This window comes from Amycolatopsis thermophila (assembly GCF_030814215.1).
GTDB lineage: Bacteria > Actinomycetota > Actinomycetes > Mycobacteriales > Pseudonocardiaceae > Amycolatopsis_E > Amycolatopsis_E thermophila.
This window is the reverse complement of sequence record NZ_JAUSUT010000001.1, coordinates 5,526,866-5,548,577: the sequence shown is the minus strand read 5'-3', so window position 1 is coordinate 5,548,577 and position 21,712 is coordinate 5,526,866. Positions and strand designations below refer to the sequence as shown.

23 protein-coding genes and 1 pseudogene are annotated in these 21,712 nt (G+C 70.6%); 8 read left to right on the top strand and 16 right to left on the bottom strand.

The window, feature by feature from the left end; all coding sequences use genetic code 11:
* Positions 1–10: 10 nt before the first annotated feature.
* The 7 genes from mftM to FB470_RS27180 form a co-directional block, all read right to left on the bottom strand.
* Positions 11–886: a mycofactocin oligosaccharide methyltransferase MftM gene (gene mftM / locus FB470_RS27210; protein ID WP_306996147.1), complete on the bottom strand. Its 876-nt coding sequence runs from the start codon at positions 884–886 to the stop codon at positions 11–13.
* Positions 883–2,385, bottom strand: a complete 1,503-nt coding sequence (locus tag FB470_RS27205; protein WP_306996145.1) for a VWA domain-containing protein — start codon at positions 2,383–2,385, stop codon at positions 883–885. Before FB470_RS27205 ends, mftM begins: the two co-directional genes overlap by 4 nt.
* 9 nt (positions 2,386–2,394) lie before the next feature.
* Positions 2,395–3,420 carry an AAA family ATPase gene (locus FB470_RS27200; RefSeq protein WP_306996143.1) on the bottom strand — a complete coding sequence of 342 codons (1,026 nt, stop codon included), beginning with the start codon at positions 3,418–3,420 and terminating at the stop codon, positions 2,395–2,397.
* 70 nt (positions 3,421–3,490) lie between these two features.
* On the bottom strand, positions 3,491–4,783 hold the full coding sequence (gene mdo, locus FB470_RS27195; protein WP_306996141.1) for an NDMA-dependent methanol dehydrogenase: 1,293 nt from the start codon (positions 4,781–4,783) through the stop codon (positions 3,491–3,493).
* A 209-nt stretch (positions 4,784–4,992) separates the two neighbouring features.
* Entirely contained in the window at positions 4,993–5,361 is a 369-nt protein-coding gene (locus FB470_RS27190) for a DUF779 domain-containing protein (protein ID WP_306996139.1), read from the bottom strand.
* A complete protein-coding gene (gene adh / locus FB470_RS27185) occupies positions 5,361–6,878 on the bottom strand; it encodes an aldehyde dehydrogenase (RefSeq protein ID WP_306996137.1) in 1,518 nt (505 codons plus the stop codon). Before adh ends, FB470_RS27190 begins: the two co-directional genes overlap by 1 nt.
* A 78-nt stretch (positions 6,879–6,956) precedes the next feature.
* Positions 6,957–8,162, bottom strand: coding sequence for a helix-turn-helix domain-containing protein (locus FB470_RS27180; RefSeq protein ID WP_306996136.1), 1,206 nt, complete (start codon positions 8,160–8,162; stop codon positions 6,957–6,959).
* 131 nt (positions 8,163–8,293) lie between these two features.
* Between FB470_RS27180 and acs the strand changes: the two genes are divergently transcribed.
* On the top strand, positions 8,294–10,102 hold the full coding sequence (gene acs / locus FB470_RS27175) for an acetate--CoA ligase (protein WP_306996134.1): 1,809 nt from the start codon (positions 8,294–8,296) through the stop codon (positions 10,100–10,102).
* A 250-nt stretch (positions 10,103–10,352) separates the two neighbouring features.
* Here acs and FB470_RS27170 read toward each other — a convergent pair whose 3' ends face one another.
* From FB470_RS27170 to FB470_RS27150, 5 genes are all read right to left on the bottom strand, one after another.
* Positions 10,353–10,571 (bottom strand): YrhK family protein, encoded by a 219-nt coding sequence (locus FB470_RS27170; RefSeq protein ID WP_306996132.1) that lies wholly within the window; start codon positions 10,569–10,571, stop codon positions 10,353–10,355.
* 48 nt (positions 10,572–10,619) lie between these two features.
* Entirely contained in the window at positions 10,620–10,826 is a 207-nt protein-coding gene (locus FB470_RS27165; protein WP_306996130.1) for a hypothetical protein, read from the bottom strand.
* Positions 10,823–11,074, bottom strand: a complete 252-nt coding sequence (locus tag FB470_RS27160) for a DUF421 domain-containing protein (protein ID WP_306996129.1) — start codon at positions 11,072–11,074, stop codon at positions 10,823–10,825. The genes FB470_RS27165 and FB470_RS27160 overlap by 4 nt, the downstream gene beginning before the upstream one ends.
* A gap of 296 nt (positions 11,075–11,370) precedes the next feature.
* Positions 11,371–12,318 carry a DUF5996 family protein gene (locus FB470_RS27155; protein ID WP_306996126.1) on the bottom strand — a complete coding sequence of 316 codons (948 nt, stop codon included), beginning with the start codon at positions 12,316–12,318 and terminating at the stop codon, positions 11,371–11,373.
* The gene (locus tag FB470_RS27150) at positions 12,315–13,166 is read right to left on the bottom strand and encodes an NmrA/HSCARG family protein (protein WP_306996124.1); all 852 of its coding nucleotides are present in this window, start codon (positions 13,164–13,166) and stop codon (positions 12,315–12,317) included. Before FB470_RS27150 ends, FB470_RS27155 begins: the two co-directional genes overlap by 4 nt.
* Before the next feature lie 92 nt (positions 13,167–13,258).
* Between FB470_RS27150 and FB470_RS27145 the strand changes: the two genes are divergently transcribed.
* Both FB470_RS27145 and FB470_RS35815 read left to right on the top strand, forming a co-directional pair.
* On the top strand, positions 13,259–13,417 hold the full coding sequence (locus FB470_RS27145) for a hypothetical protein (protein WP_306996122.1): 159 nt from the start codon (positions 13,259–13,261) through the stop codon (positions 13,415–13,417).
* Positions 13,418–13,463: 46 nt separating this feature from the next.
* Positions 13,464–13,628: pseudogene (locus FB470_RS35815) on the top strand (transposase); the annotation flags it as partial.
* Positions 13,629–14,283: 655 nt separating this feature from the next.
* Here FB470_RS35815 and FB470_RS27135 read toward each other — a convergent pair.
* The gene (locus tag FB470_RS27135; RefSeq protein WP_306996120.1) at positions 14,284–14,646 is read right to left on the bottom strand and encodes an ArsR/SmtB family transcription factor; all 363 of its coding nucleotides are present in this window, start codon (positions 14,644–14,646) and stop codon (positions 14,284–14,286) included.
* A 51-nt stretch (positions 14,647–14,697) separates the two neighbouring features.
* Here FB470_RS27135 and FB470_RS27130 point away from each other — a divergent pair, with 51 nt between their 5' ends.
* Positions 14,698–16,719: a heavy metal translocating P-type ATPase gene (locus FB470_RS27130; RefSeq protein ID WP_370876701.1), complete on the top strand. Its 2,022-nt coding sequence runs from the start codon at positions 14,698–14,700 to the stop codon at positions 16,717–16,719.
* Positions 16,720–16,797: 78 nt separating this feature from the next.
* Here the strand turns inward: FB470_RS27130 and FB470_RS27125 are convergent, their stop codons facing one another.
* Positions 16,798–17,166, bottom strand: coding sequence for a hypothetical protein (locus tag FB470_RS27125; RefSeq protein WP_306996118.1), 369 nt, complete (start codon positions 17,164–17,166; stop codon positions 16,798–16,800).
* A 107-nt stretch (positions 17,167–17,273) separates the two neighbouring features.
* On the opposite strand from FB470_RS27125, the gene FB470_RS27120 reads away from it, so the two are divergent.
* Positions 17,274–17,588 (top strand): hypothetical protein, encoded by a 315-nt coding sequence (locus FB470_RS27120; RefSeq protein WP_306996116.1) that lies wholly within the window; start codon positions 17,274–17,276, stop codon positions 17,586–17,588.
* An 84-nt stretch (positions 17,589–17,672) separates the two neighbouring features.
* Here FB470_RS27120 and FB470_RS27115 read toward each other — a convergent pair whose 3' ends face one another.
* Positions 17,673–18,116, bottom strand: coding sequence for a MerR family transcriptional regulator (locus tag FB470_RS27115; RefSeq protein WP_306996114.1), 444 nt, complete (start codon positions 18,114–18,116; stop codon positions 17,673–17,675).
* Positions 18,117–18,132: 16 nt separating this feature from the next.
* Entirely contained in the window at positions 18,133–19,554 is a 1,422-nt protein-coding gene (gene merA / locus FB470_RS27110; protein ID WP_306999497.1) for a mercury(II) reductase, read from the bottom strand.
* Between the two features lie 114 nt (positions 19,555–19,668).
* Between merA and FB470_RS27105 the strand changes: the two genes are divergently transcribed.
* The 3 genes from FB470_RS27105 to FB470_RS27100 all read left to right on the top strand — a co-directional run bounded on the left by FB470_RS27105 (position 19,669) and on the right by FB470_RS27100 (position 21,557).
* Entirely contained in the window at positions 19,669–20,034 is a 366-nt protein-coding gene (locus tag FB470_RS27105) for an ArsR/SmtB family transcription factor (RefSeq protein WP_306996112.1), read from the top strand.
* 453 nt (positions 20,035–20,487) lie between these two features.
* On the top strand, positions 20,488–20,775 hold the full coding sequence (locus tag FB470_RS35810) for a hypothetical protein (protein WP_370876578.1): 288 nt from the start codon (positions 20,488–20,490) through the stop codon (positions 20,773–20,775).
* Positions 20,772–21,557, top strand: coding sequence for a phytanoyl-CoA dioxygenase family protein (locus FB470_RS27100; RefSeq protein ID WP_306996111.1), 786 nt, complete (start codon positions 20,772–20,774; stop codon positions 21,555–21,557). Before FB470_RS35810 ends, FB470_RS27100 begins: the two co-directional genes overlap by 4 nt.
* Positions 21,558–21,712 lie beyond the last annotated feature (155 nt).

Below are 21,712 nucleotides of genomic sequence, written 5' to 3'. Positions count from 1 at the left end.
GGAAACGCGGTCAGGCGGGGCGGCGGTCCAGGATCAGCCAGCCGCCGTGGAAGCCGGACACGCGGTGGCGCCATCCGCTTCCCACGCCGAGCTCGGTCAGCGTCGCCAGGTCGAAGCGGCGTACGTGGCCGTAGTCGGCGTTGGGGACGTCCTCGAAGGGGACCGCGACGATCACCCGGGAGCGGGCCAGCCGCTGGGCCTCGGTCAGAACCGCGGCACCGGTGGCGGGGCCGAGGTGTTCCAGCAGGTGCACCACCGTCACCGTGTCCACGCACCTGTCCGGCAGCGGCACCCGCGTCGCATCGCACACCATCGTGCGCAGCGGGGTGTCCCGGGCGGCGGCGACCGTCTCCAGCACGCGCATGGACCCGGCGACGATGTCGGAGGCGATCACCGTGGTGCGCGGGCGCTGCGCGAGCATCAGCGGGAGGAACCCGAAGCACGAGCCGAGGTCCAGGACGCTGCCCGGTGGCACGAGCCGCAGCACGCGCGCGTACACCGGCGCGATCCCCGCGATCAGTGCGGGCGCGGCGCGGGGATCGCGCAGGTGCTCCAGGGTGTTGGCGTAAAAGGTTTCCCAGGCCCGGGCCGGGTCGGGCACCGTACTGCGGACGACCCCGGTGAACACCCGCTCGAAGACGTCCTGCCCGCACAGCCAGCCGGGCGTGAACAGCTCGTCGACGAGCAGCCCGGTCAGGCCGTTGTCCAGTTCGTCCGGGCGAAGGGCGTGGCTCACTTCGATGCGCCGCCCGGCGCGGTGCAGCCGGAAGTGCTCGGTGCGCACGACCGCCGGCCGCCCGTCGTCCTCGGCCCGCACGACCCGCACCAGGTCGTCGAGGTATTCGGCCACCGGGAACGGCGCGAGCGGGTCCAGCGCGGCGGTCATCGGGTCACCAGGTCCAGGGCGACCCGGTCCAAACCGGACAGGTCGCGGACGACGCGGACCTTGCTGCAGTGCTCCGCGTAGGCCGGCAGGTCGCATCCGCCCAGGCCCCACGAGTAACGCGGCTCCGGGGTGAGCCAGATGGTCTCCCGCGCCCGGCGTGCGATCTCGGCGAACGCCGTCAGGTTGGGGTCGTTGCCGTTGCCCCTGCCGTCGCCCAGCACCAGCACGGTGGTCCGGCGCGTGACGGCCGACGAGTGCTCGGCCAGGAACTCGCCGAACGCGGCCCCGTAGTTCGAGTTCGCGTCCACGTCGAGCACGTCGCCACCGAAGATCAGGCCGAGCGCGCGCTCGACGGGGTGCTCGGCGAACAACTCGGTGGTCTCGGCGATGTCGTCGACGAACGCGAACGAGCGCACCTGCGCGAACAGGTTCTGCAGGCCGTGCACCAGGTGCAGGGTGAACCGCGCGGTCGCCCGCACGGACAGGCTGACGTCGGCGAGCACCACCAGCCGCGGGCGGTCGTCCGCGCGCCGCACGGTGACCGGGCTGAACGGGATGCCGTCGAAGCGCATGTTGCGCCGCATCGTGCGGCCGGGATCCACGCGGCCCGCGCTGGCGATGCGCCGGCGGTGGGTCAGTGCACCACGCAGCGACGACGCCAGACGCCGTAGCGACTCCTCCAGCTCGGCCCGTTCGCTCTCACCGGCCTGGTCGACCTGGGCCGCGCGTTTCTCCCGGGTCTCGACCACGGTGTTCTCCAGCTCCAGCAACGCTTCCAGGTGCCGTTTCAGCGCCTCCGGCAGGTTCTCCAACACTCCGGCCAGGCGGCGGCGCAACTGGGCGGCGTCGTCCTCGTCGCCGTCCGCGGCCTGCTCGAGCCAGCCCAGCAACGCGTCCTGTTCGGCGATGCTCAGCTCGGCGTCGACCTTGGTTCCGGTCTCCCGGGAGAGCCGGCCGGGCACGCCCGCGCCGTGCAGGCGGTCGGTGTCCAGCTGCACCCGGTACCCGGCGTCGCCGGTGACCGTGTTGTCCGTCGAGAACACGATCTCGTCGGTCATCGAGGCCAGGTCGATCTTGTTCGCCTCCTGGTGCAGGTTGTACTGCTGCGCCAGATCGGACTGGTCGAAGTAGTCCCGGATGTCGCTGGGCTTGCCGTGCTCGTGCCCCTGCTGCGGCGTCTCGCTCGGCTCCTCGGACAGCGTGAAGCTCTCCAGCTCACCGGTGTCGGACAGGTCGTCGTGGCTGTGCCCGTGACCGTGCCCGTGCTCGGCCGGGCCGACCCGCACCAGGGCGAAGAACGCGTCGAAGATCTCGTCGAACGCCGCGTCGTCGCGGTGGTCCTTGACGAGCGCGAGCCGCAGCGCTTCCTTGAGCACCGCGCGGTCGGCGAGGATGCCGGGCTCGGCCGCGCACCGCAGGGCGTCGATGGTCTCGGGCACCGAGATCCGGACGTCGCGCAGCCGCAGCAGCCGCACGAACCGGTGCAGACTGGCCTCCATCGCGCGTCCCTACGACCGGCGGCCGAACGACCGGCTACCGCGGTCGGCGCTGACCTTCGGCGCCTCGTGGGTGTGGCCGTGGCCGTGGCCGTGACCGTGGAGGGTTTCCGGGACCTCGGCGTTGGGGTCGACCAGCCGGGGCAGCGCCGCCAGCGCCTTGCGCACGTCCTTGTCGTACTTGACCACCACCGACACCGTGTCCGACAGCACCGGAGCGGTCAGCTCGTCGACCCCCAGCACGGCGAGCGTGCGCGCCCAGTCGATGGTCTCCGAGATGCTCGGCGACTTGCGCAGCTCCAGTTCACGCAGCCCGCGCACGATCTCCACCAGCTGGTGGGCCAGCGCCTCCGGCAGGCCGGTGTCCTTGCTGCGCACGATGTCCAGCTCGCGTTCGGCCGACGGGTAGTCGAGGAACAGGTGCAGGCACCGGCGTTTCAGGGCGGCCGCGAGGTCGCGGGTGTTGTTGGAGGTGAGGATGACGTACGGGCGGTTGCGGGCGGTGAACGTGCCGATCTCCGGCACCGAGATCTGGTACTCCCCCAGCATCTCCAGCAGGACCGCCTCCAGCGCCTCGTCGGCGCGGTCGATCTCGTCGATCAGCAGCACCACGGGTTCCTCGGCGCGGACCGCCTCCAGCAGGGGGCGCGCGGCGAGGAACCGTTCGGAGAAGAACACGCTCTCCTGCGCGCCGATGCGGTCCACCGCGTCGTGCAGGTCCGGCGCGTCGGCCACGAGCTGGCCGATCTTCTCGCGGAGGATCTGGGTGTAGAGCAGCTGCTTGCCGTAGTCCCACTCGTAGAGCGCGCTGGCCTCGTCCTGCCCTTCGTAGCACTGCAGCCGCAGCAGCCGGCGCCCGGTGGCCGCGGCGAGCGACTTCGCCAGTTCCGTCTTGCCGACACCGGCCGGGCCTTCCAGCAGCACCGGCTTCTCCAGCCGGGTCATCAGGAACACCATCGTGGCCAGCCGGTCGTCGGTCAGGTACCCCTGCGCGGCCAGCGCCTTCCCGGCTTCCTCGACGGAATCGAATGCGGTCACGCCAAACCCTCCTTGATCGGGGTGCCGGGGGCGGCCCCGTCCGACCCGCCCCCGGCAGCTCGTCAGCTGATCAGCTGAGCAGGTCGTCCAGGTCGCCGTTCAGGCAGTGATCGACCACCGGACGCACGGTTTCGAAGGTGCATTCCTTGGCGTTGCCGGGGGTGCACGCGTCGCCGAGGACGTGGTTGGTGATGCGGTCCACGTCCTCGTCGTCGCCCTTGATGACGCTCGCCTGCTCGTAGAACTTCGTCGGGCCCTGGCCGAGCCGGTTCTTCGAGTAGCTGTCCTGCGTGACGTCGGTGAACTTCTCCGGGATGCCCACGTCGCGCAGCAGCCGGATCGCGGCCGCCAGCGCCGCGTCCGCGGCCTGCACGTCGGTCATGCCGTGCGTGTCGATGCCCATCACCTGGGCGATGTCGGCGAACCGCCGGTACGCCACCGGCATGTTGAACGCCCACACGCGCGGCAGGGCGATCGCGTTGTTCAGGCCGTGGTGGGTGTCGTAGAAGGCGCTGACCGCGTGCGAGATGGAGTGGATGATCCCGAGGCCACCGGAGTTGAACGCCTGCGCGGCGATGTACTGGGCGTACATCATGCCCTCGCGGCCGGACAGCTCGGTCGGGTTCCAGGTGGCCTGGCGCAGGTTTTCGGCGGTGAGCTTGATGGCCCGCAGCGCGTTGCCCAGTGACGGCTCGAAGTTCAGCCGCGACACGTACGGCTCGGAGGCGTGCGCCAGCACGTCGAACCCGCACTGCGCGGTGTAGTCGATCGGGCAGCTGTAGTACAGCACCGGGTCGTCGATCGCCAGCGTGGCGACCGAGGCGTCGTCGAACGCCACGTACTTGTGCGGGTTGTCCGGGTCCGTGGTGGTGTCGGTGATGACGTAGGCCCAGGACGTCTCCGAGCCGGTGCCGGCGGTGGTGGACACCGCGATGTGCGGAGGGTTACGCGGGTTCTCGGACTTGTTGAAGCCTTCGAAGTCGTTGACGTTGCGGCCGTCGTGGGCAACCGAGATGCGGGCGCCCTTGCAGGCGTCGTGCGAGGAACCGCCGCCGATGGAGACGAAGCTGTCACACTTGTTCTCCTGGTACAGCTTGACGGCGTCCATGACGTTGTAGTCCTTGGGGTTGGACTCGACCTTGTCGTAGAGCACGACCTCGAGCCCGTGGTACTTCATCGACTCGGTGATCTTGTGGACGATGTCGGAGCCGCGCAGCCCGCTCGTCATCACCAGGGTCTTCTTGAAGCCCAGCTTCAGCGCCTCCGGGCCGATCATCTCGTGGGCCCCGGGGCCGAGGAGCGCCCGCGGGAACGGGTGGAACTCCTTGATGGGGAACGGCTTCAGCAATTCGTCGACCTGCATGACGCACTTTCCTTCCTGCGCGACGGCGACTGTGGTGACGCGCACACCGAAGCTAGCGCCAGTGCGGCGGTGCGGAAACGCTTGAGGCGCAATACTCCTCGGCCGGAAGCCGGAGTCCGCACGAGCGGCGGGGCCGCACCTGCCCGATCGGTCAGGTGCCCCCGGACACGAAAAAGGCCCGGACGAGCGTCCGGGCCTTTTTCACTTTTTCAGTTGTCCAGCACGGCGAGTTCGTCGTCGGTGAGCAGGCGGGACCGGATCAGGAAGCGCACGCCTTCGGGCGCCTCCAGCGAGAACCCGCTGCCACGGCCTGCCACGACGTCCACCGTCAGGTGCGTGTGCCGCCAGTAGGCGTACTGGTCGGCGCTCATCCAGAACGGTGTGCCGTCGCCGACGTGGCCGAGCAGCACGTCCGACGCGCCCACCCGGAACTCGCCCTCCGGGTAGCACATCGGGGCGCTGCCGTCGCAGCACCCGCCGGACTGGTGGAACATCACGGGCCCGTGCTGGTCGACCAGCCGGCGCAGCAGGGCCACCGCGGCGCCGGTCATGGCCACCCGCGACAGCTGCCCGCCCATCAGAAGAAGCCGAGCTTCTTGGCCGAGTAGCTGACGAGCAGGTTCTTGGTCTGCTGGTAGTGGTCCAGCATCATCTTGTGGGTCTCGCGCCCGATGCCGGACTTCTTGTAGCCGCCGAACGCCGCGTGCGCCGGGTAGGCGTGGTAGCAGTTCGTCCACACGCGACCGGCCTTGATGCCGCGGCCGAGGCGGTAGGCGGCGATGCCGTCCCGCGTCCACACGCCGGCGCCCAGGCCGTACAGGGTGTCGTTGGCGATCTTGAGCGCCTCGTCGACCGAGTCGAACGTGGTCACCGACACCACCGGGCCGAAGATCTCCTCCTGGAAGATCCGCATGTCGTTGGTGCCGCGGAAGATCGTCGGCTCGATGTAGTAGCCGCCCGGGTGCTCGGCCACCTCACGGGCGCCGCCACCGGCGAGGACCTCCGCGCCCTCCTTCTTGCCGATGTCGATGTAGGACAGGATCTTCTCGTACTGGTCGTTGCTGGCCTGCGCCCCGATCATCGTCGACGGGTCGAGCGGGCTGCCGCCCGTGATGGCCTTGGTGCGCTCGATGCAGCGGCCGATGAACTCGTCGTAGATCGCGGAGTGCACCAGCGCGCGCGACGGGCAGGTGCACACCTCGCCCTGGTTGAGCGCGAACATCACGAAGCCCTCGACGGCCTTGTCCAGGTAGTCGTCGTCGGCGTCGGTCACGTCCGGCAGGAAGATGTTGGGGCTCTTGCCGCCCAGCTCCAGCGTGACCGGAATGATGTTCTCGCTGGCGTACTGCATGATCAACCGGCCGGTGGTGGTCTCGCCGGTGAACGCGATCTTGGCGATCCGGGAGCTGGACGCGAGCGGCTTGCCCGCCTCGACGCCGAACCCGTTGACGACGTTGAGCACACCCGGCGGGAGCAGGTCGGCGATCACCTCGATGACCTTGAGGATCGACACCGGGGTCTGCTCGGCCGGCTTGAGCACCACGCAGTTGCCGGCGGCCAGCGCGGGCGCCAGCTTCCAGGCGGCCATCAGGATCGGGAAGTTCCACGGGATGATCTGGCCGACCACGCCCAGTGGCTCGTGGAAGTGGTAGGCGACCGTGTCGGCGTCGATCTCGGCGATGCTGCCTTCCTGGCCGCGGATGGCGCCCGCGAAGTAGCGGAAGTGGTCGACGGCCAGCGGCAGGTCGGCGGCCAGGGTCTCGCGGACCGGCTTGCCGTTCTCCCAGGTCTCGGCGACCGCGAGCTCCTCGAGGTGGTCCTCGAGCCGGTCGGCGATCTTGTTCAGGATGTTGGCGCGCTCGGTCGTCGAGGTGGCGCCCCACTTCTCGGCGGCGGCGTGGGCGGCGTCGAGGGCGAGGTCGATGTCGGCCGCGGACGAGCGCGCCACCTCGCAGAACACCTTGCCGTCGACCGGCGACGGGTTCTCGAAGTAGCGTCCCTCGGCCGGTGCGACCCAGTCACCGCCGATGAAGTTGTCGTACCGCGCGGCGAAGCTGACGACACTGCCGTCGGCACCGGGCTTGGCGTAAGCCATGGAAGCACTCCATTCACTCGATCACATCGGTGTGATGGGTGCCACCGTGCCGCCTCCGGGTTGGCGAAACGTTGGTGCTCAGTCCAGCAGAGCCTCGCGCAAGCGCGCCGCCGCGATGCCTCGCCGGCCGTCGCCGGGGGCCAGCAGCCGGTGCGCGTGCTCGTGGACCTGCAGGTCGAACGGGTGCCGCTCGCCGTAGAGCAGGGCGAGGTCCGGCTCCCGCGAGGCCAGCACGGCCTCCCGCACGGCGACCTCCAGGTGGTGCCGCCACCGGGTGATGCCCGGCGCCTCGGACGCGGGCAGCAGGGGTCCGGCGTAGCGGCGCACCGCCGTCGCGGTGTCTCCCGCCTTGAGCGCGTTCAGCACGTCGACGGCGTCGCACTCGATCGGCGTGGTCAGGGCGTAGCGGCGGTTGGCGAGCGCGCCACCGAGCATGCGCCGCAGGTGGGAGGCCTCAGCGCGCAACGTCGTGCTGGTGACCGGCAGGTCCCCGTACAGCGCTTCGCGCAGCCCGTCGGGCGGGAACCCGCCGGGCTCGAGCGCGAGCAGGGTGAGCACCTCCAGCTGCCGCGGCGACAGCCGGAGCGGGGTGCCGTCGAACGTGGCGCTGCCGGAGCCGAGGCAGGACAGCCGGATGCCCGGCGCCGCGGGCGGAGCGGCGTGCAGCCGGGACTCGATGGCGGTGACCAGGGTGCGGACCGTCGACATGGCCAGCGGGTGCGACCGGTCCCAGGTGGTGGACAGGTCCAGCACGCCGAGGTGGCGGCCGCGCGGGTCGCGGATCGGGGCGCAGTAGCAGACCCAGCCGTGCAGGGCTGCGACCAGGTGCTCGGCGGAGAAGACGCTGCTCGGGCGGCCGGTGCGCAGCGCCAGCGACAGGGCGTTGGTGCCCATGTCCGGCTCGTCCCAGCGGCCGCCGGGCGCGAAGTTCACCCGCTCGGCCCGGCGCCGCATCACGCGTCCGCCGCAGGTCCACAGGATGGTGCCGGACTCGTCGGTGACGGCGGCGACGAACCCGGCGTCGTCGGCGATGCTGCGCAGCTCGTCGGCGAGTTCGGTGACCGGGGCCCGCAGCGGCGATTCACGCCAGCGGGAGCGCACCTCGTCACCGGCCGCGGGTGCGCTGTCCCGCGCGGGATCCACGATGGACAGCGAGCGTGCCCAGGATTCGGCCACCTCGCTGCGCAGTTCCAGGGTTTCCGGGCGCGCCTGTGCCGGCACCCAGCGGGCCCATTCCCGTTCCAGGGCCGCCCGGCGCTGGTGGAGCGCGCTACGCTCTGCCATTTCCGCGACCTCGTCGTCCTCGTGCTTCCGGCGCGATGGTGCTCCATGATGCCTGACGATCGGCGAGGGCGCACCTACCCGCACGGAGGGTTCCAACGTCCCGCCAACGTGGGCCGGTCAGGCTTGGCGGCATGGACTTCTGGGCTGAGCAGGCGGAACGGTTGCACTGGGACGTGCGGTGGTCGGAGGTTCTGGACTTCTCCGGCGCCCCGTACGCGAAGTGGTTCGCCGGCGGCAGGCTGAACGTCGCCTACAACTGCGTCGACCGGCACGTCGAGGCCGGGTTCGGGGACCAGGTGGCGATCCACTGGGTGGGCGAGCCGGGTGATTCGCGGGACATCACCTACGCGCAGCTGCGGGACGAGGTGTGCCGGGCCGCCAACGCGCTGCTCGCGCTCGGGGTGCGGGCCGGTGACCGGGTCGCGATCCAGCTGCCGATGATCCCCGAGGCGATCGTGGCGATGCTGGCGTGCGCGCGGCTGGGCGCGCCGCATTCGGTGGTGTTCGGCGGGTTCTCGCCGTCGGCGTTGCGCTCGCGGGTCGACGACGCTCAGGCGAAGGTCGTGATCACCGCCGACGGCCAGTACCGGCGGGGCAAGGCCGTGCCGGTGAAGGCGGGCGTGGACGAAGCCCTGGCCGGGTCCGCGGTGGAGAAGGTGGTCGTGGTGCGGCGCACCGGAACCCCGGTGGTGATGGGCGATCGTGACGTGTGGTGGCACGAGCTGGTGGATCGCCAGCCGACGGCGCACACGCCCGAGTCGTTCGATTCGGAGCACCCGTTGTTCATCCTCTACACCAGCGGGACGACGGGGAAGCCGAAGGGGATCCTGCACACCTCCGGCGGCTACCTGACGCAGGTGGCGTACACGCACCAGGTGGTGTTCGACCACCGGCCGGGCGAGGACGTGTACTGGTGCACCGCGGACATCGGGTGGATCACCGGACACTCCTACATCGTGTACGGGCCGCTGGCGAACCGCGCGACGCAGGTGGCCTACGAGGGCACGCCGAACACTCCGCACGAGGGCCGGCACTGGGAGATCGTGCAGAAGTACGGGGTGTCGATCTACTACACGGCGCCCACGCTGATCCGGACGTTCATGAAGTGGGGCGAGGACATCCCGGCCCGCTACGACCTGTCGTCGTTGCGGGTGCTCGGATCGGTGGGCGAGCCGATCAACCCCGAGGCTTGGCGGTGGTACCGCGAGCACATCGGGGCGGGCACGGCGCCGATCGTGGACACGTGGTGGCAGACCGAGACCGGCGCCATCATGATCGCCCCGCTGCCTGGTTCGGCGGAGTTCAAGCCGGGTTCCGCGCAGGCGCCGGTGCCCGGGATCTCCGCGGTGGTGGTGGACGACGCCGGCAAGCGGGTCGCGCCGGGCGAGAGCGGATACCTGGTGCTGGACCAGCCGTGGCCGTCCATGCTGCGGGGCGTGTGGGGCGACGACGCCCGGTTCCGGGACACGTACTGGTCGCGCTTCGCCGGCGCGTATTTCGCGGGCGACGGCGCGCGGTACGACGCCGACGGCGACATCTGGCTGCTCGGCCGGGTGGACGACGTCATGAACGTCTCCGGGCACCGCATCTCGACCGCCGAGGTCGAGTCGGCACTGGTGTCCCACCCGGCGGTCGCCGAGGCCGCGGTGGTGGGCGCCGCCGACCCGACGACGGGCCAGGGCATCGTGGCGTTCGTGATCCTGCGCGGCTCGGCGAGTGGCGACCCGGTGCCGGAGCTGCGGGACCACGTGGCGAAGGAGATCGGCCCGATCGCCAAACCGCGGCAGATCATGGTCGTGCCCGAGCTGCCCAAGACCCGCTCCGGCAAGATCATGCGCCGCCTGCTGCGCGACGTGGCGGAGAACCGGGAAATCGGCGACGTCACCACGCTCGCCGACGCCGGTGTGATGACCCAGATCTCCGGCCGGGCCGCACGGTGAACGGCTGGGCCCGAGCGTGTGGACAACCCGAAGGTGGAGAATGTCTCGCGCCGGGCAAGGGTGGCGGGTGGTCGGGGCGCACGTGCGCACCGTGCGGACCGGCCGTGGGTCAGCGTGCACAGGCTCGCGCGGATGCGGACAGCGGCTTCCGCGTCCGCGCGGCGAGCTGAGTCCGCTGCCACTCGGGCCACCGGGCGTCCAGGGGGCGAGGCCGAGCCATGATCGCGGTGAACTCCGTTGTGGTACTTGGTCAGTTTCGCGCCGAGACGCCTGCCGGCCGCTCCCCCGGCGTGCCGTTGAGGCGGTGTCGTTCGTGGATGTAGAAGGCCTGTCCGATCGCGCCGAGCATCATCCCGAACGAGCCCACGATGAACAGGCAGACCGCGATCTGCTCGGACCAGGACCAGATGAACAGCACGCTGCCCACGAAGAAGACGACGTTGCCCGCGACACCGATCGCCAGGTGCACGGCCGGGAATTCCCGTCGGAGCTTCGCACAGACACACCTGAACCCCTTTCACCTCACATCCGGAAGAGTGGTGCCCGCGTCGCGGATTGCGAGGTTGTGCCCGCCCCGTTCGCGCAGTGCCTCGGACAGGTCGCCCTCGGTCGGATGCGCAGCCTTGAGCTGCCTGTGGTCGACCGCACCGTCCACGACGAGGACGCGCACCGGGTGATCGAGCACGCTCGCCACTCGCGGGACGAACCGCAGGCGTGAGATCACGATGTGCACCGCCGGGCCGCGGCACCGACCGGGAACGACGCATCGGAGGCGGTCGCGGTACGCCCGACGATCGCGCCGGTCGCGATGATCACGAGGAGGTCGAAGATGCGTAACTCGGCAAGTGCCCGGCGCGGGGCGAGCCGCAGGCCGGCCAACGCCATCAGCGACAACGTGACGATCTTCGGGCAGGTGGCGGGAAGCTCCCTCGCGCCGCCCATCAGCCAATCCGCACCGCTCGTCGCCCGCACCTCCTGTCTCCTCCGGGCGATCCGCAACCCAGCGCCGAGCGCGGCAAGGCTGGTCGCCGTCGTCGCCGGGAAGCACCCGGCGATCGGTTCCCGGTCCGCCCATCAGCGAGGACAGGAACCGCGCGCCGACAGGGCCTGCCAGCCCAGACGGTCGACCAGCAGCAGGAAAACCCTGGGCGGGGCAGGGAATCCGATGGTATCGGTCATGCCGGGCACGCCGAGACCCGCTGGCAACGACGGCATGACATCGGCACGCGTGCCGGACGCGTCCCCGGGTGACGCCAGGGCCCCTGGGCTCAGCCCTGGACGTAGGGATCGGTGGCCCCGCCGGGGCAGGCGAAACGCGCCGTGTCCCAGCCGGCGTGGCGCGCCCCGGCCTGGTAGGCCGACTCGTAGAAATCCAGTACCGCCGCGCGCGGGTCGGGCCGGGTGCGGACGTCGTCGTAGCGCAGGATCGCCAGGTGGCTGCCACCCCGATCGTGCCAGCCCGCCGCGTCCGGGTCGAGGGACTCACGCGTGAGCTCGCCGGGTTCGGGCGCGGTGTAGGAGTAGAACGCCGGTGCGGGGAAAGTCTCGTCCCCGAACCAGAACCCGAAGCTGATGACCTCCCGCGAATACGCCTCGCGGGTCACCGGGTCGGCTGTGGGCGGCTGGTCCACCGGGCGCTCGGCGAACCGCGTCACGGCGATGTCGAAGGTGTGCCAGAAATGGTGCACCGGGCTGGTCTTGCCGGAGAACCGCCCGGCGAACTCCTCGAGCAGCAGGTTCACCCGGCTCAAGATCCGCCAGTATTCCGTTGCCGAGACCGGGTTGTAGGCGGCGTGTTCGGTGTCTTCGGCGAACGGCCGCGCGGCGTCCGGCAAATCGAACGGGTAGGGCCGGTCGATGACCACGTCGACGCCGATCGCGGCGAGCCCGGCCAGCAACCGGTCGTGGAACGCGGCCACCGACAGGCCCGGCAGGCTGATCGAATGGCGGGCGCCGTCGATCGTGCTGATGTCGAGGCGGTGGTCGAGGAAGTCGAAGTCGATGCAGAAAATCGGATCCCAGCCCATCGGCCGGGTGGTGATGCCCCGCCCCGTCACGTGGAACGGCACATTCCACCAGTGGTTGCGGCGCGGGCTCGCGGCCAGCCGGATCTTGCCCACCACCTGGGCGAACCGGTGTAGTGTGGCCAGGCAGTCGCGCCACGACTCGTACGGCAGCGGCGGAAACAAGGGCCCGCGGGCAGACACGGTCTTCATGACTGGCCTCCGAAAGTCTGCTGGGCCCAGGAAGCGAACGTGGTCCACGCGATCTCCGGGTGGGCGGCGTGCAACGCGGGGATGTCCACCTGGTAGCCCGTCCCGTTGAGAAAAGCCCACATCGCATGCATGTCCGCGTTGCCGATGGCGTCCAGCGGGACCCGGTTGTGGCGGACCTCCCGGCCGACGATTTCGCTCAGCGCGAGCGCCATCCGCGTCGGAGTGGGGGCGTCGCTGGCGAGTTCGATCCGCTGGCCCACATACTTTTCGGCGTGCACCAGCACCTCGGCCGCGAACGCGCCGTGATCGGAGCGCGCCAGCTGCTGCAGTGGCCGGTCCCCCGGCAACGGCAGGTCGAGCGTCCCCGTGAGAATCTGTTGATAGCCGCCGAGCGCATTGTCGAAGAAGTACGTCGGTCCCAGGATCGTGTAAGGCAACCCGCTGGCCCGCACCTCGGCCTCGACGATCGCCTTGCTGTCGAAATGCGGCACCCCGGTCCGCTGGGTGGCGCCGGCGACGGAGCTGAACACGAGGTGCCCGACGTCCGCCGCACGCGCTGCCGCGAGGATCGCCCGCCCTTGCGCCACCTCGGCTTCCGCGCCCGCCTCGAACGGGGTGGTCAACGCGAACACTCCCGCCACGCCGCGCATGGCCGCGGTCAGCGAGTGCGCGTCGTCCAGTAGCCCGGGAACCACTTCGACACCGCGGCGGCGCAGCGCCTGGGCCGCGGGGCTGCCGGGATCGCGCACCAGTGCCCGCACCTCTGCGCCGCGGTCCAAAAGCCCCGCCGTGACTGCACGTCCCTGCCCACCGGTGGCGGTGAGCACCAGCATCGGCCGCTCAGGCATCGCACGCTCCCGTATCCGTCGCGGAACAGCTCCCGGATCACCCTACCGGCGACCGCCCGCGACAGTGCGCCGAAATAGGTACCTTCCTCGGTATGACCGGCTCGCCCCTGGCGCCCGGGGCGGTCGCGAGCACGTTGTTCGATTCCACCTTGCGGGCATCGCAGCACCAGGCCGTCCGCGCGCTCGACTCCGGCCGGGGCACGCTCGTGGTTCTGCCGACCGGCAGCGACAAGGTGATGTCCTGTAGTTGATCTGGCTGTGGGTTCTGGGTGGTGGTGGGTCGGGGTGAGGTGACGGATCGGGCGGTGGGCGCGGAGTGAGCCGCTGCTGCCGCCGGTCTCCGGTCGGGGACGGCGGTGGCGGGATCACCGGCAGGTGCTCAACGCGATTCTGTGGAAGCTGCGTACCGGTGCGCCGTGGCGTGACGTGCCCAAACGGGGCGGTGGAAGACCGCGCACGACTCCCACCCTCGACACGGCAGGCGATGCGGGACCGACGAATCCGGTTTCATCAGCCCCGAGCGTGCAGACCAGATCGCCCGCCGCGCCGCCAAGGGCTCCCGCCGCGGGTGGGCACCCGCCGGCCTTCGACCGCGCAACCTACAAGCGGCGCAACGTGGTCGAACGCTGCTTCAACCGGCTCAAACAGTTCCGGACCCAGCCACCTACGCCGAACGCGCCGCCTACTACCACGCCGAACTCACCATCGCCGCCATCACCCTCAGGCTCCGACGACTCACAGGACACGACGACAACACCGACGCCGGCACCACAACCACCTACGTCCGGGCCAGCGTGCAGGAGGTCGGCGCGGTGGCCGCGGATCTGGGCACTGGTTCACCGCAAGTGGCCAGGTTGCGGTGAACAACACAGATGCCGGCGATTCCGCGCCGTCCACCGACCTCTCGTCGGCCCCACGCGGGCGCTGAATTGACGATGCTGTCGTGCCCGGGCGGACGACCCGAACGCAGCACAAACAACCCCGAGGTCGTCATGGCACGGGTCGAGCAGACCGGGAGCCTTCCTGGCGGGTCCGCTACCGGCAACCGGAACGGCGACACCGGTTCGGTCAGCGAGATCGGCAGCACCGAATTCGTGCTACTGACTGGTGAGGCCGGTCAGCTTGCGGTGTCGGGCCGGTCGGCGAGCCCGAGGCGGAGGTGTTCGCTGTGATAGACGGCCTCGTCGAGCAGTTGGGCGACGTGGTTGTCGTAGAGGCTGTAGACGATGCTGCGGCCGGCGCGGGTGCCGGTGACCAGGCCGAGGTTGCGCAGTAGCCGCAGCTGGTGCGATACGGCGGACTGTTCCAGCCCGATGGCCTCGGCCAGTTCGGTGACCGGACGGGGGCCTTGCCGCAACTCGGTGAGGATCAGCAGTCGGCTCGGGGTGGCCAGGGCCTGCAGCGTCGTCGCGACATGCGCCGCGGACTCGGCATCCAGCCGGCCCACCGGCCGGTCGCGGCCCTGCACCCCGTGTCCCATGACCGGAGTCTAACCCATTCTATACATGAAGACGTCTTCATGCGTTCTGTTATGGTCGAGGCGTCCGCCCGTCGTCCCCGGAGGTTTCTCGTGGTTTCGTCCACCGCCACGCCGGCCCGCTCCACCGCTGCCCGACCAGCAGCCGTGCCGGCGCGGCGCACCCGGCTGTTCGAGCTGCCGGAGATGCGGTGGGCCGCCACGGCACTCGTCCTGTTCCTGGCCGGGCTGGCCGTCCAGGTGCTAAGCGGGCCGGAGTGGTCGTGGTGGACGCTGTACCTGGCCTGCTACGTCACCGGCGGCTGGGAGCCCGGCTTGGCCGGACTACGGGCATTGCGGGAAAAGACCCTCGATGTGGACTTGCTGATGGTTGTCGCGGCGATCGGCGCTGCGGCACTCGGGCAGGTGATGGACGGCGGGCTGCTGATCGTCATCTTCGCCACTTCCGGCGCGCTGGAAGCCCTGGCCACCGCCCGGACCGAGGACTCGGTGCGCGGGCTGCTGGACCTCGCCCCGGACACCGCGACCCGCCTGTCGCCCGAGGGTGACGAGCAGACGGTGAAGGCGGCCGATCTCCAGGTCGGCGATGTGGTGCTGGTGCGACCCGGCGAGCGGATCGCCGCCGACGGTGCGGTGCTGTCCGGGGCCGGCGAGGTCGACCAGGCCACCATCACCGGCGAGCCACTCCCGGTCGACAAGACGGCCGGGGATGAGGTGTTCGCCGGGACGCTCAACGGCACCGGGTCGCTGCGGGTGCGGGTGGACCGCCGTGCCGAGGACTCCGTCGTCGCCCGCATCGCCGCCCTGGTGGAGGAAGCAAGCCAGACCAAGGCCAAGACCCAGCTGTTCATCGAGAAGGTGGAGCAGCGCTACTCGATCGGCATGGTCACAGCCACCATCGCCCTGTTCGTCATCCCCTTGCTGCTCGGCGAGGCGCTGCAGGACTCGTTGCTGCGGGCGATGACGTTCATGATCGTCGCGTCCCCGTGCGCGGTCGTGCTGGCCACGATGCCGCCGCTGCTGGCCGCGATCGCCAACGCGGGACGCCACGGCGTCCTGGTCAAGTCGGCCGTCGTCATGGAACAGCTCGGCGCGACCACCCGGGTCGCATTCGACAAGACCGGCACGTTGACCCGTGGAACCCCCGAACTCGCCGAGATCCACGTTCTGCCCGGCACCGGAATCACCGAGGACGAGTTGCTGCGGCTGGCCGCGGCGGCCGAGCACCCCAGCGAGCACCCGCTGGCCGCCGCGATCGTTCGGGCCGCCCGCGCCCGCGGCCTCGACCTGCCGATCGCCGACGAGTTCTCCGCCCGGCCCGGGCGCGGCGTCTCCGCCCGTGTCGACGACCGATTCCTCCAAGTCGGCTCCCCCGCCGCGTTTCTGTCCACATCGGACGATGCCGCCGGTGTCGTGGACGTGCTCCAAGAACAAGGACACACCGCCGTTGTCGTGCTCTGCGAACACCGCCCGATCGGCGTGCTGGGCATCACCGACCAGATCCGCCCCGAAGCCGCCCCCGCCGTCGCCGCCGTCACCCGCCTGACCGGCACCGCCCCCGTGTTGCTCACCGGGGACAACGCCGCCACTGCCACCCGCATCGCCGGCCGGGTCGGGATCATCGACGTCCGCGCCGGCCTGCTGCCCGATGACAAGGTCATCGCCGTCCGCGACCTCGAAACCGATGGCGCGCGGGTCACGATGATCGGCGACGGCATCAACGACGCACCCGCCCTCGCCGCCGCGCACACCGGAATCGCGATGGGCGGCGCCGGATCCGACCTCAGCCTGCAGACCGCCGACGTCGTCGTCGTCCGCGACGAGCTGACCACCATCCCCGCCGTCATCGCCCTGTCCCGCCGCGCCCGCCGCGTCGTCACCGCCAACCTGATCATCGCCGCCGTGTTCATCACCGGCCTCGTGCTCTGGGACCTGATCGGCACCCTGCCGCTGCCGCTCGGCGTGGCCGGCCACGAAGGCTCCACCGTCATCGTTGGCCTCAACGGGCTCCGCCTCCTCCGCCGCGCCGCCTGGCGCCGCGCGACCCGCGTCGGCGCGACACCTGGTTCAAGGTGAGCGCGAGGGGCCACGGTGTGCTCGACTGCCAGGAACCCGAGCACACCGCCCCTTGTCCCCAGACCTGACCTGCGCGGGTCAGTAGAGGTAGATGTCGACCAGCAGCGCGCTGAGGGCGCCGAGACCGGCCACGAGTGCGATGCGGCGGCCGGGTGTGGCGCGCAATGGTCCGAGGCTGAGGAGCAGGGCGAGTGCGGCGAGGGTGAAGACGCCGGATCCGGTGTCCTGCCAGCTGATCGGGAAGAACGGGATCGGAGCGTCGGTGAAGAACTGGCTGGCGTCGGTGGCGCGCAGGATGGCGTTCCACGCCGCCGGCCCGAGCACCGCTCCGGCGGCGACGGTGGCGAGCGTGCCGGGCCGGCGTTCGCGCGCGGCGGCGAGCACCAGCAGTACGGCCAGCACGGCGGACAGTGCGGCCCCGTAGGCGATGGCACCCCATGACAACATGGACGTGTGTCCTTTCCGGTTGGTGGACCAGGATGTGTTGGGTCCGGGTCGTCCGGCCGACCGGACAATCGGTGGCGTGGTGGTCGCAGCGCATCCTCGGTCGTCGCGTGGAGGTGATCCTGGTGTCGGTCCAGCCTGAGCAGGAGCGGGTGTCGGAGACTGGGTGCTGGTGTTGCGGCGGCAGATACCCGGAAGCGGAGTTGGTCCGGTTGGGTGACCATCCGGAGGTCGGAGTGTGTCTGCGGTGCGCGCGGTGGCTGCAGCGCCGGGCCCTCCAGCGCTTCGACGAGCTGCATCCGTCGCCGGCTGCGCTGGTGCGTAGCGGGATCCAGGCCGTTCGGGCCACGGTGATCCGCCGCGGCTGGCACCGGCGAGGCGCGCTGGGCGCCGTGCTGCGCTGGATCGACCGTCACCTTCCCTAGGTAGCCCAGGCTGGATGACATCGCAGTGGGCCGGCGTGGTTCGGTCCCGGCCACGGCTACCGGCACCCTGTGCGCGTGATCGGGTCACGCGCACCCGGCGCGGCGTCGCGGATCGACGGCCCGGCCGTTCGATTTCGCGCGACCCGCCAGCTCCGCGCGGTGGGCGGTTTCGAAGTCGGTGATCCGGTCGCGTGTTCGCTGCAGTTCCGCGATGCGCGTCTCCAAGCGGGCTCGCGCGGTGCGGAGCAGTCCGGCCAGGCGGGGTCCGATGAGCTCGTCGTTGGGCTGTGGGCACTTTCGGGCGAGGTCCCGGATTTCGGCCAGGGTCAGCCCGAGTCCACGCAGCTGCCCGATCCACTGCACGCACCGCAGGGCATCGCCGGTGAACAGGCGGTAGTTGGACTCGCTGCGGCCCATCGTGTAGATCAACCCGGAGTCCGTGTATTCGCGCAATGCCTTGATCGGCACTCCAGTGCGGCGGGACAGCTCGCCGACCGTCATCCGCTCCGAACGGGTTCCGCTGGTCATCGGCCGCTCCGTCTCGTCAGGAGGCACAGCAGGACAGCTTGGACACGTCGCGGGTGAAGGTTTGCGCGGCGAGTTTGATGCCTTCGGCCATCGTCAGGTAAGGGCACCACAGGTCGGCCATCTGCTGCACGGTCATGTCGTTCGCCAGCGCGTGGACGGCGGTGGCGATCACATCCCCGGCGCCCTCGGCGATCACGTGCGCGCCGAGCAGGCGGCCGGTGTCGTGGTCGGCGACGAGCTTGATCAGTCCGTGGGTGTCGCGGTTGACCAGCGCCCGCGGCACGTGCTCCAGCGGCAGCACCCGGCATTCGCACGCGTAGCCCTGCTCGACGGCCTGGGCCTCGGTCAGCCCGGCCGAGGCGATCGCGGGGCTGGTGAACGTCACCCGGGGCAGGTGGTGGTAGTCCAGCGTCCGCTTGGCATCGTCGAACGCGTTGTCGGCCACCAGGGTGCCCTGTGCGCCCGCGACGTAGACGAATTGCGGGTGCCCGGTGACGTCCCCGGCGGCCCAGATCCGCGGGTTGCCGGTGCGCAGGTGCTCATCGACGGTCACCTCGCCGCGCGACCCGGTCTTGACCCCCACCGCGGCCAGGTTCAGCCCGGCGGTGACGGGACGGCGGCCGGTCGCCACGAGCAGCTGCTCGGCCCGTACCTCGCCCGGCTGGCCGTCGGCGCCGGTGAGCGCCAGCCGGTAGCCGGCCCGATCGCGGCCGGTACGGGTGATGGTGGCGCCGCTGATCACGCGAATGCCCTCGCGGGTGAACGCCTCCTCGATCACGGCGGAGACTTCCGGTTCCTCGAAGGGCGCCGGCCGGTCCCGCGCTTCCACCACCGTGACGTCGACGCCGAGCCGGTTCCACAACTGGGCCTGTTCCAGGCCGACCGCGTTGCCACCGATCACGATCATCGAGGCGGGGAGCGCGTCGAGTTCCATCGCGGTGGTCGAGGTCAGGTAGCCGGCCTCGGCCAGTCCGTCGATCGGCGGCGCCCACGGGGCCGAGCCGGTGGCGATCAGATAGTGCTCGGCGACCACCTTCCGGGTGCCGCCGTCGGCGAGATCCACGTGCAGCACCGGGTCCGGCCCGTCGGTGCTGAAGGTGGCCATGCCACGCAGGATGTCCCAGCCGTACTCGGCGGCCAGGCCGGTGTACTTCTCCGCCCGCAGCGCGCCCACCAGATCGCGCTCGGCGTCGATCAGGCGCGGCAGGTCGACGCCGAACGGGGTCACCCTGATGCCGGGGAACCGGCCGTCCAGGCTGACGTGGCGGGCTTCGGCGGCGGCCAGCAGCGCCTTCGACGGCACACAGCCGGTGTTCACGCACGTCCCACCGACGGTGTCGCGCTCGACCATCACCACCGAGCGGCCCTTGGTGCGCGCCGCGATCGCCGCCGCGAACGCAGCCGCACCCGAACCAATCACCGCCAGGTCGTCCTGCATCCGGTGGCTCCTCTCCGTCCCGCCGGACGTATTCGCCCCGGCGGATACAAGGATGCTAGCCTCATATCCGTTCATCCGCATACGTTGCTTATCCGATGTGAGGACACCGAACCGATGGCCGGGGCACCCGAACCCGTGGCGGCGCTGCTGCCCACCGAGCCGAACGGCGTGGAGATGGTGGCCAAGTTCTTCCGCGCCCTGGGCGACCCGGCACGCCTGCGGCTGCTGGAGTACCTGCTCCACGACGAGCACACCGTCACCGAATGCGTCGAGCAGATCGGCCTGTCCCAGGGCCGGGTCTCCACCCACCTGGGCTGCCTGGCCGACTGCGGGTACGTGCAGGTCCGGCGCCAAGGCCGGTTCGCCCACTACAAGGTCACCGACCCGCGCGTGGCCGAACTGGTGCTGCTGGCGCGGTCGCTGGCCGCGGACAACGCCGCCGCCCTCGCTGCCTGCATGCGCATCACCCCTACTCCGTGAGCGAAGGCGGCTTGCGATCCCCACCAACCGCGACCCCGACGGCACGCGCAACACCTTGGCCGCCGGTGCGTTGTTGCTGCTGCCGGCGCTGTGCTGCGGTCTGCCGTTGCTGATAGCCGGGGGCGCGCTCGCCGGAGCCGGAGCGGTCCTGGGCAACCCGTGGGTGATCGGCGGGGCCGTCGCCCTGCTCGTCGCGGTCGTGGTCTGGCGAATTCGGCGTCACGTTCGCAGTGCACGCGCATCGGACTCCGCGGACTGCCATCGGCAGCAGTAGCTCCCGCTTGACCCTCACCCCGGGGGCAGACCCTAGCGTCGCGTCCGTAGCCACAATCGGCGCTCTTCCCGGCGGCGCCGAGCCTGCGAGGTGATGATCGTGAGCACTCCTTCCCGCCGGCTGGTCGACCGGCTCGCCGGCGCTCCGCGCGGCACCGGCCACCGGCCACTCAGCCGTGGTTGTTCCGCCCGCTGCTGCGGCAGCTCGCCGAGGGCGAAGCCGTCACCCTCGACCACCTGGCGGAGGCCGCCGGTAGCAGCGTCGACCAGGTGCGCCAAGCGCCGGCCGCCGAGTACGACGCCGACGGCCCATCGTCGGAACCGGCGGGCGGACCCTGTGCGGCAGGTGCGCCATGGACACCCTCACGTGCCCGCTCATCCTGGCCCGCCTGTCCCCGTCAGGCCGATGATCGACACCACCGACACCCCATTCCCCGGACACGAACCGGTGATCGGAGGCTGACATGACTTTCACCGACAAAGCGCACGCCGCGGCGGAGCACATCGTCCAGGACTTCCGCGAGCGCGGCTTCACCCACGTGCCGGGCCTGCTCACTGCCGACGAGGTGACCCGTTTCCGCGCCGCGGCGACGGAAACCCTCGCCGCGCACAGCCACACCGACGACGAGTTCGGCACCCGCATCACCGCCACGACCGACGCCTGGGAACACCACCCTGTCCTGCGCGAACTCGCCCTCCACCCGCGCATCGGCTCGCTCGCCGAACAACTGGCCGGCATGCCGCTGCGAGTCTGGGGCGGCGAGGTTCTCCGCAAGAACCCCGGACACAGCGCGCCCACCGGCTGGCACGACGACCTGACCTTCGCGCTACTGGACTCGCGCCTGATCTTCAACGCCTGGATCGCCCTGGTCGACGTGCCCGCCGAGCGCGGCTGCCTGACCTTCCTGCCCGGCTCGCACCGCCGCGGCGGACCCGCTCACGTCGAGTTGAACGAGTACAAGTCCGATCCGGACAACTACCTGTTCACCCACTGGCCCGAGCTGCACTGGAACCCCCGAGTCACCATCCCGCTGCGGGCCGGTGACGCCACGTTCCACCACGGGCGCACCGCGCACTGTGCCGGCGCCAACACTTCCACCGAGGATCGGCTGTCCTTTTTGGTCACCTTCACCGACGCCGACGCCACCTACCGGCCGCTGCCCGGCCACGACCCGCTCGACCTGAGCCCTGGCCAACCGCTGCCGGACCACCGCTACCCCCGAACACCCCGGCCGCACGGCGCCCGATGACCAGCGCCCAGCCGAAGCACCGTGAGCGGCTGGGCGCCGCGTCGACGAGCACGCCGATGACGATCGGCGGTTGTACGACGAATCCGCACTGTGGGGGTCCGCGCGGCCGAAACCTCCGCTCGCCCGGCCTGACCCCCGACGAGATCAGCGACCTC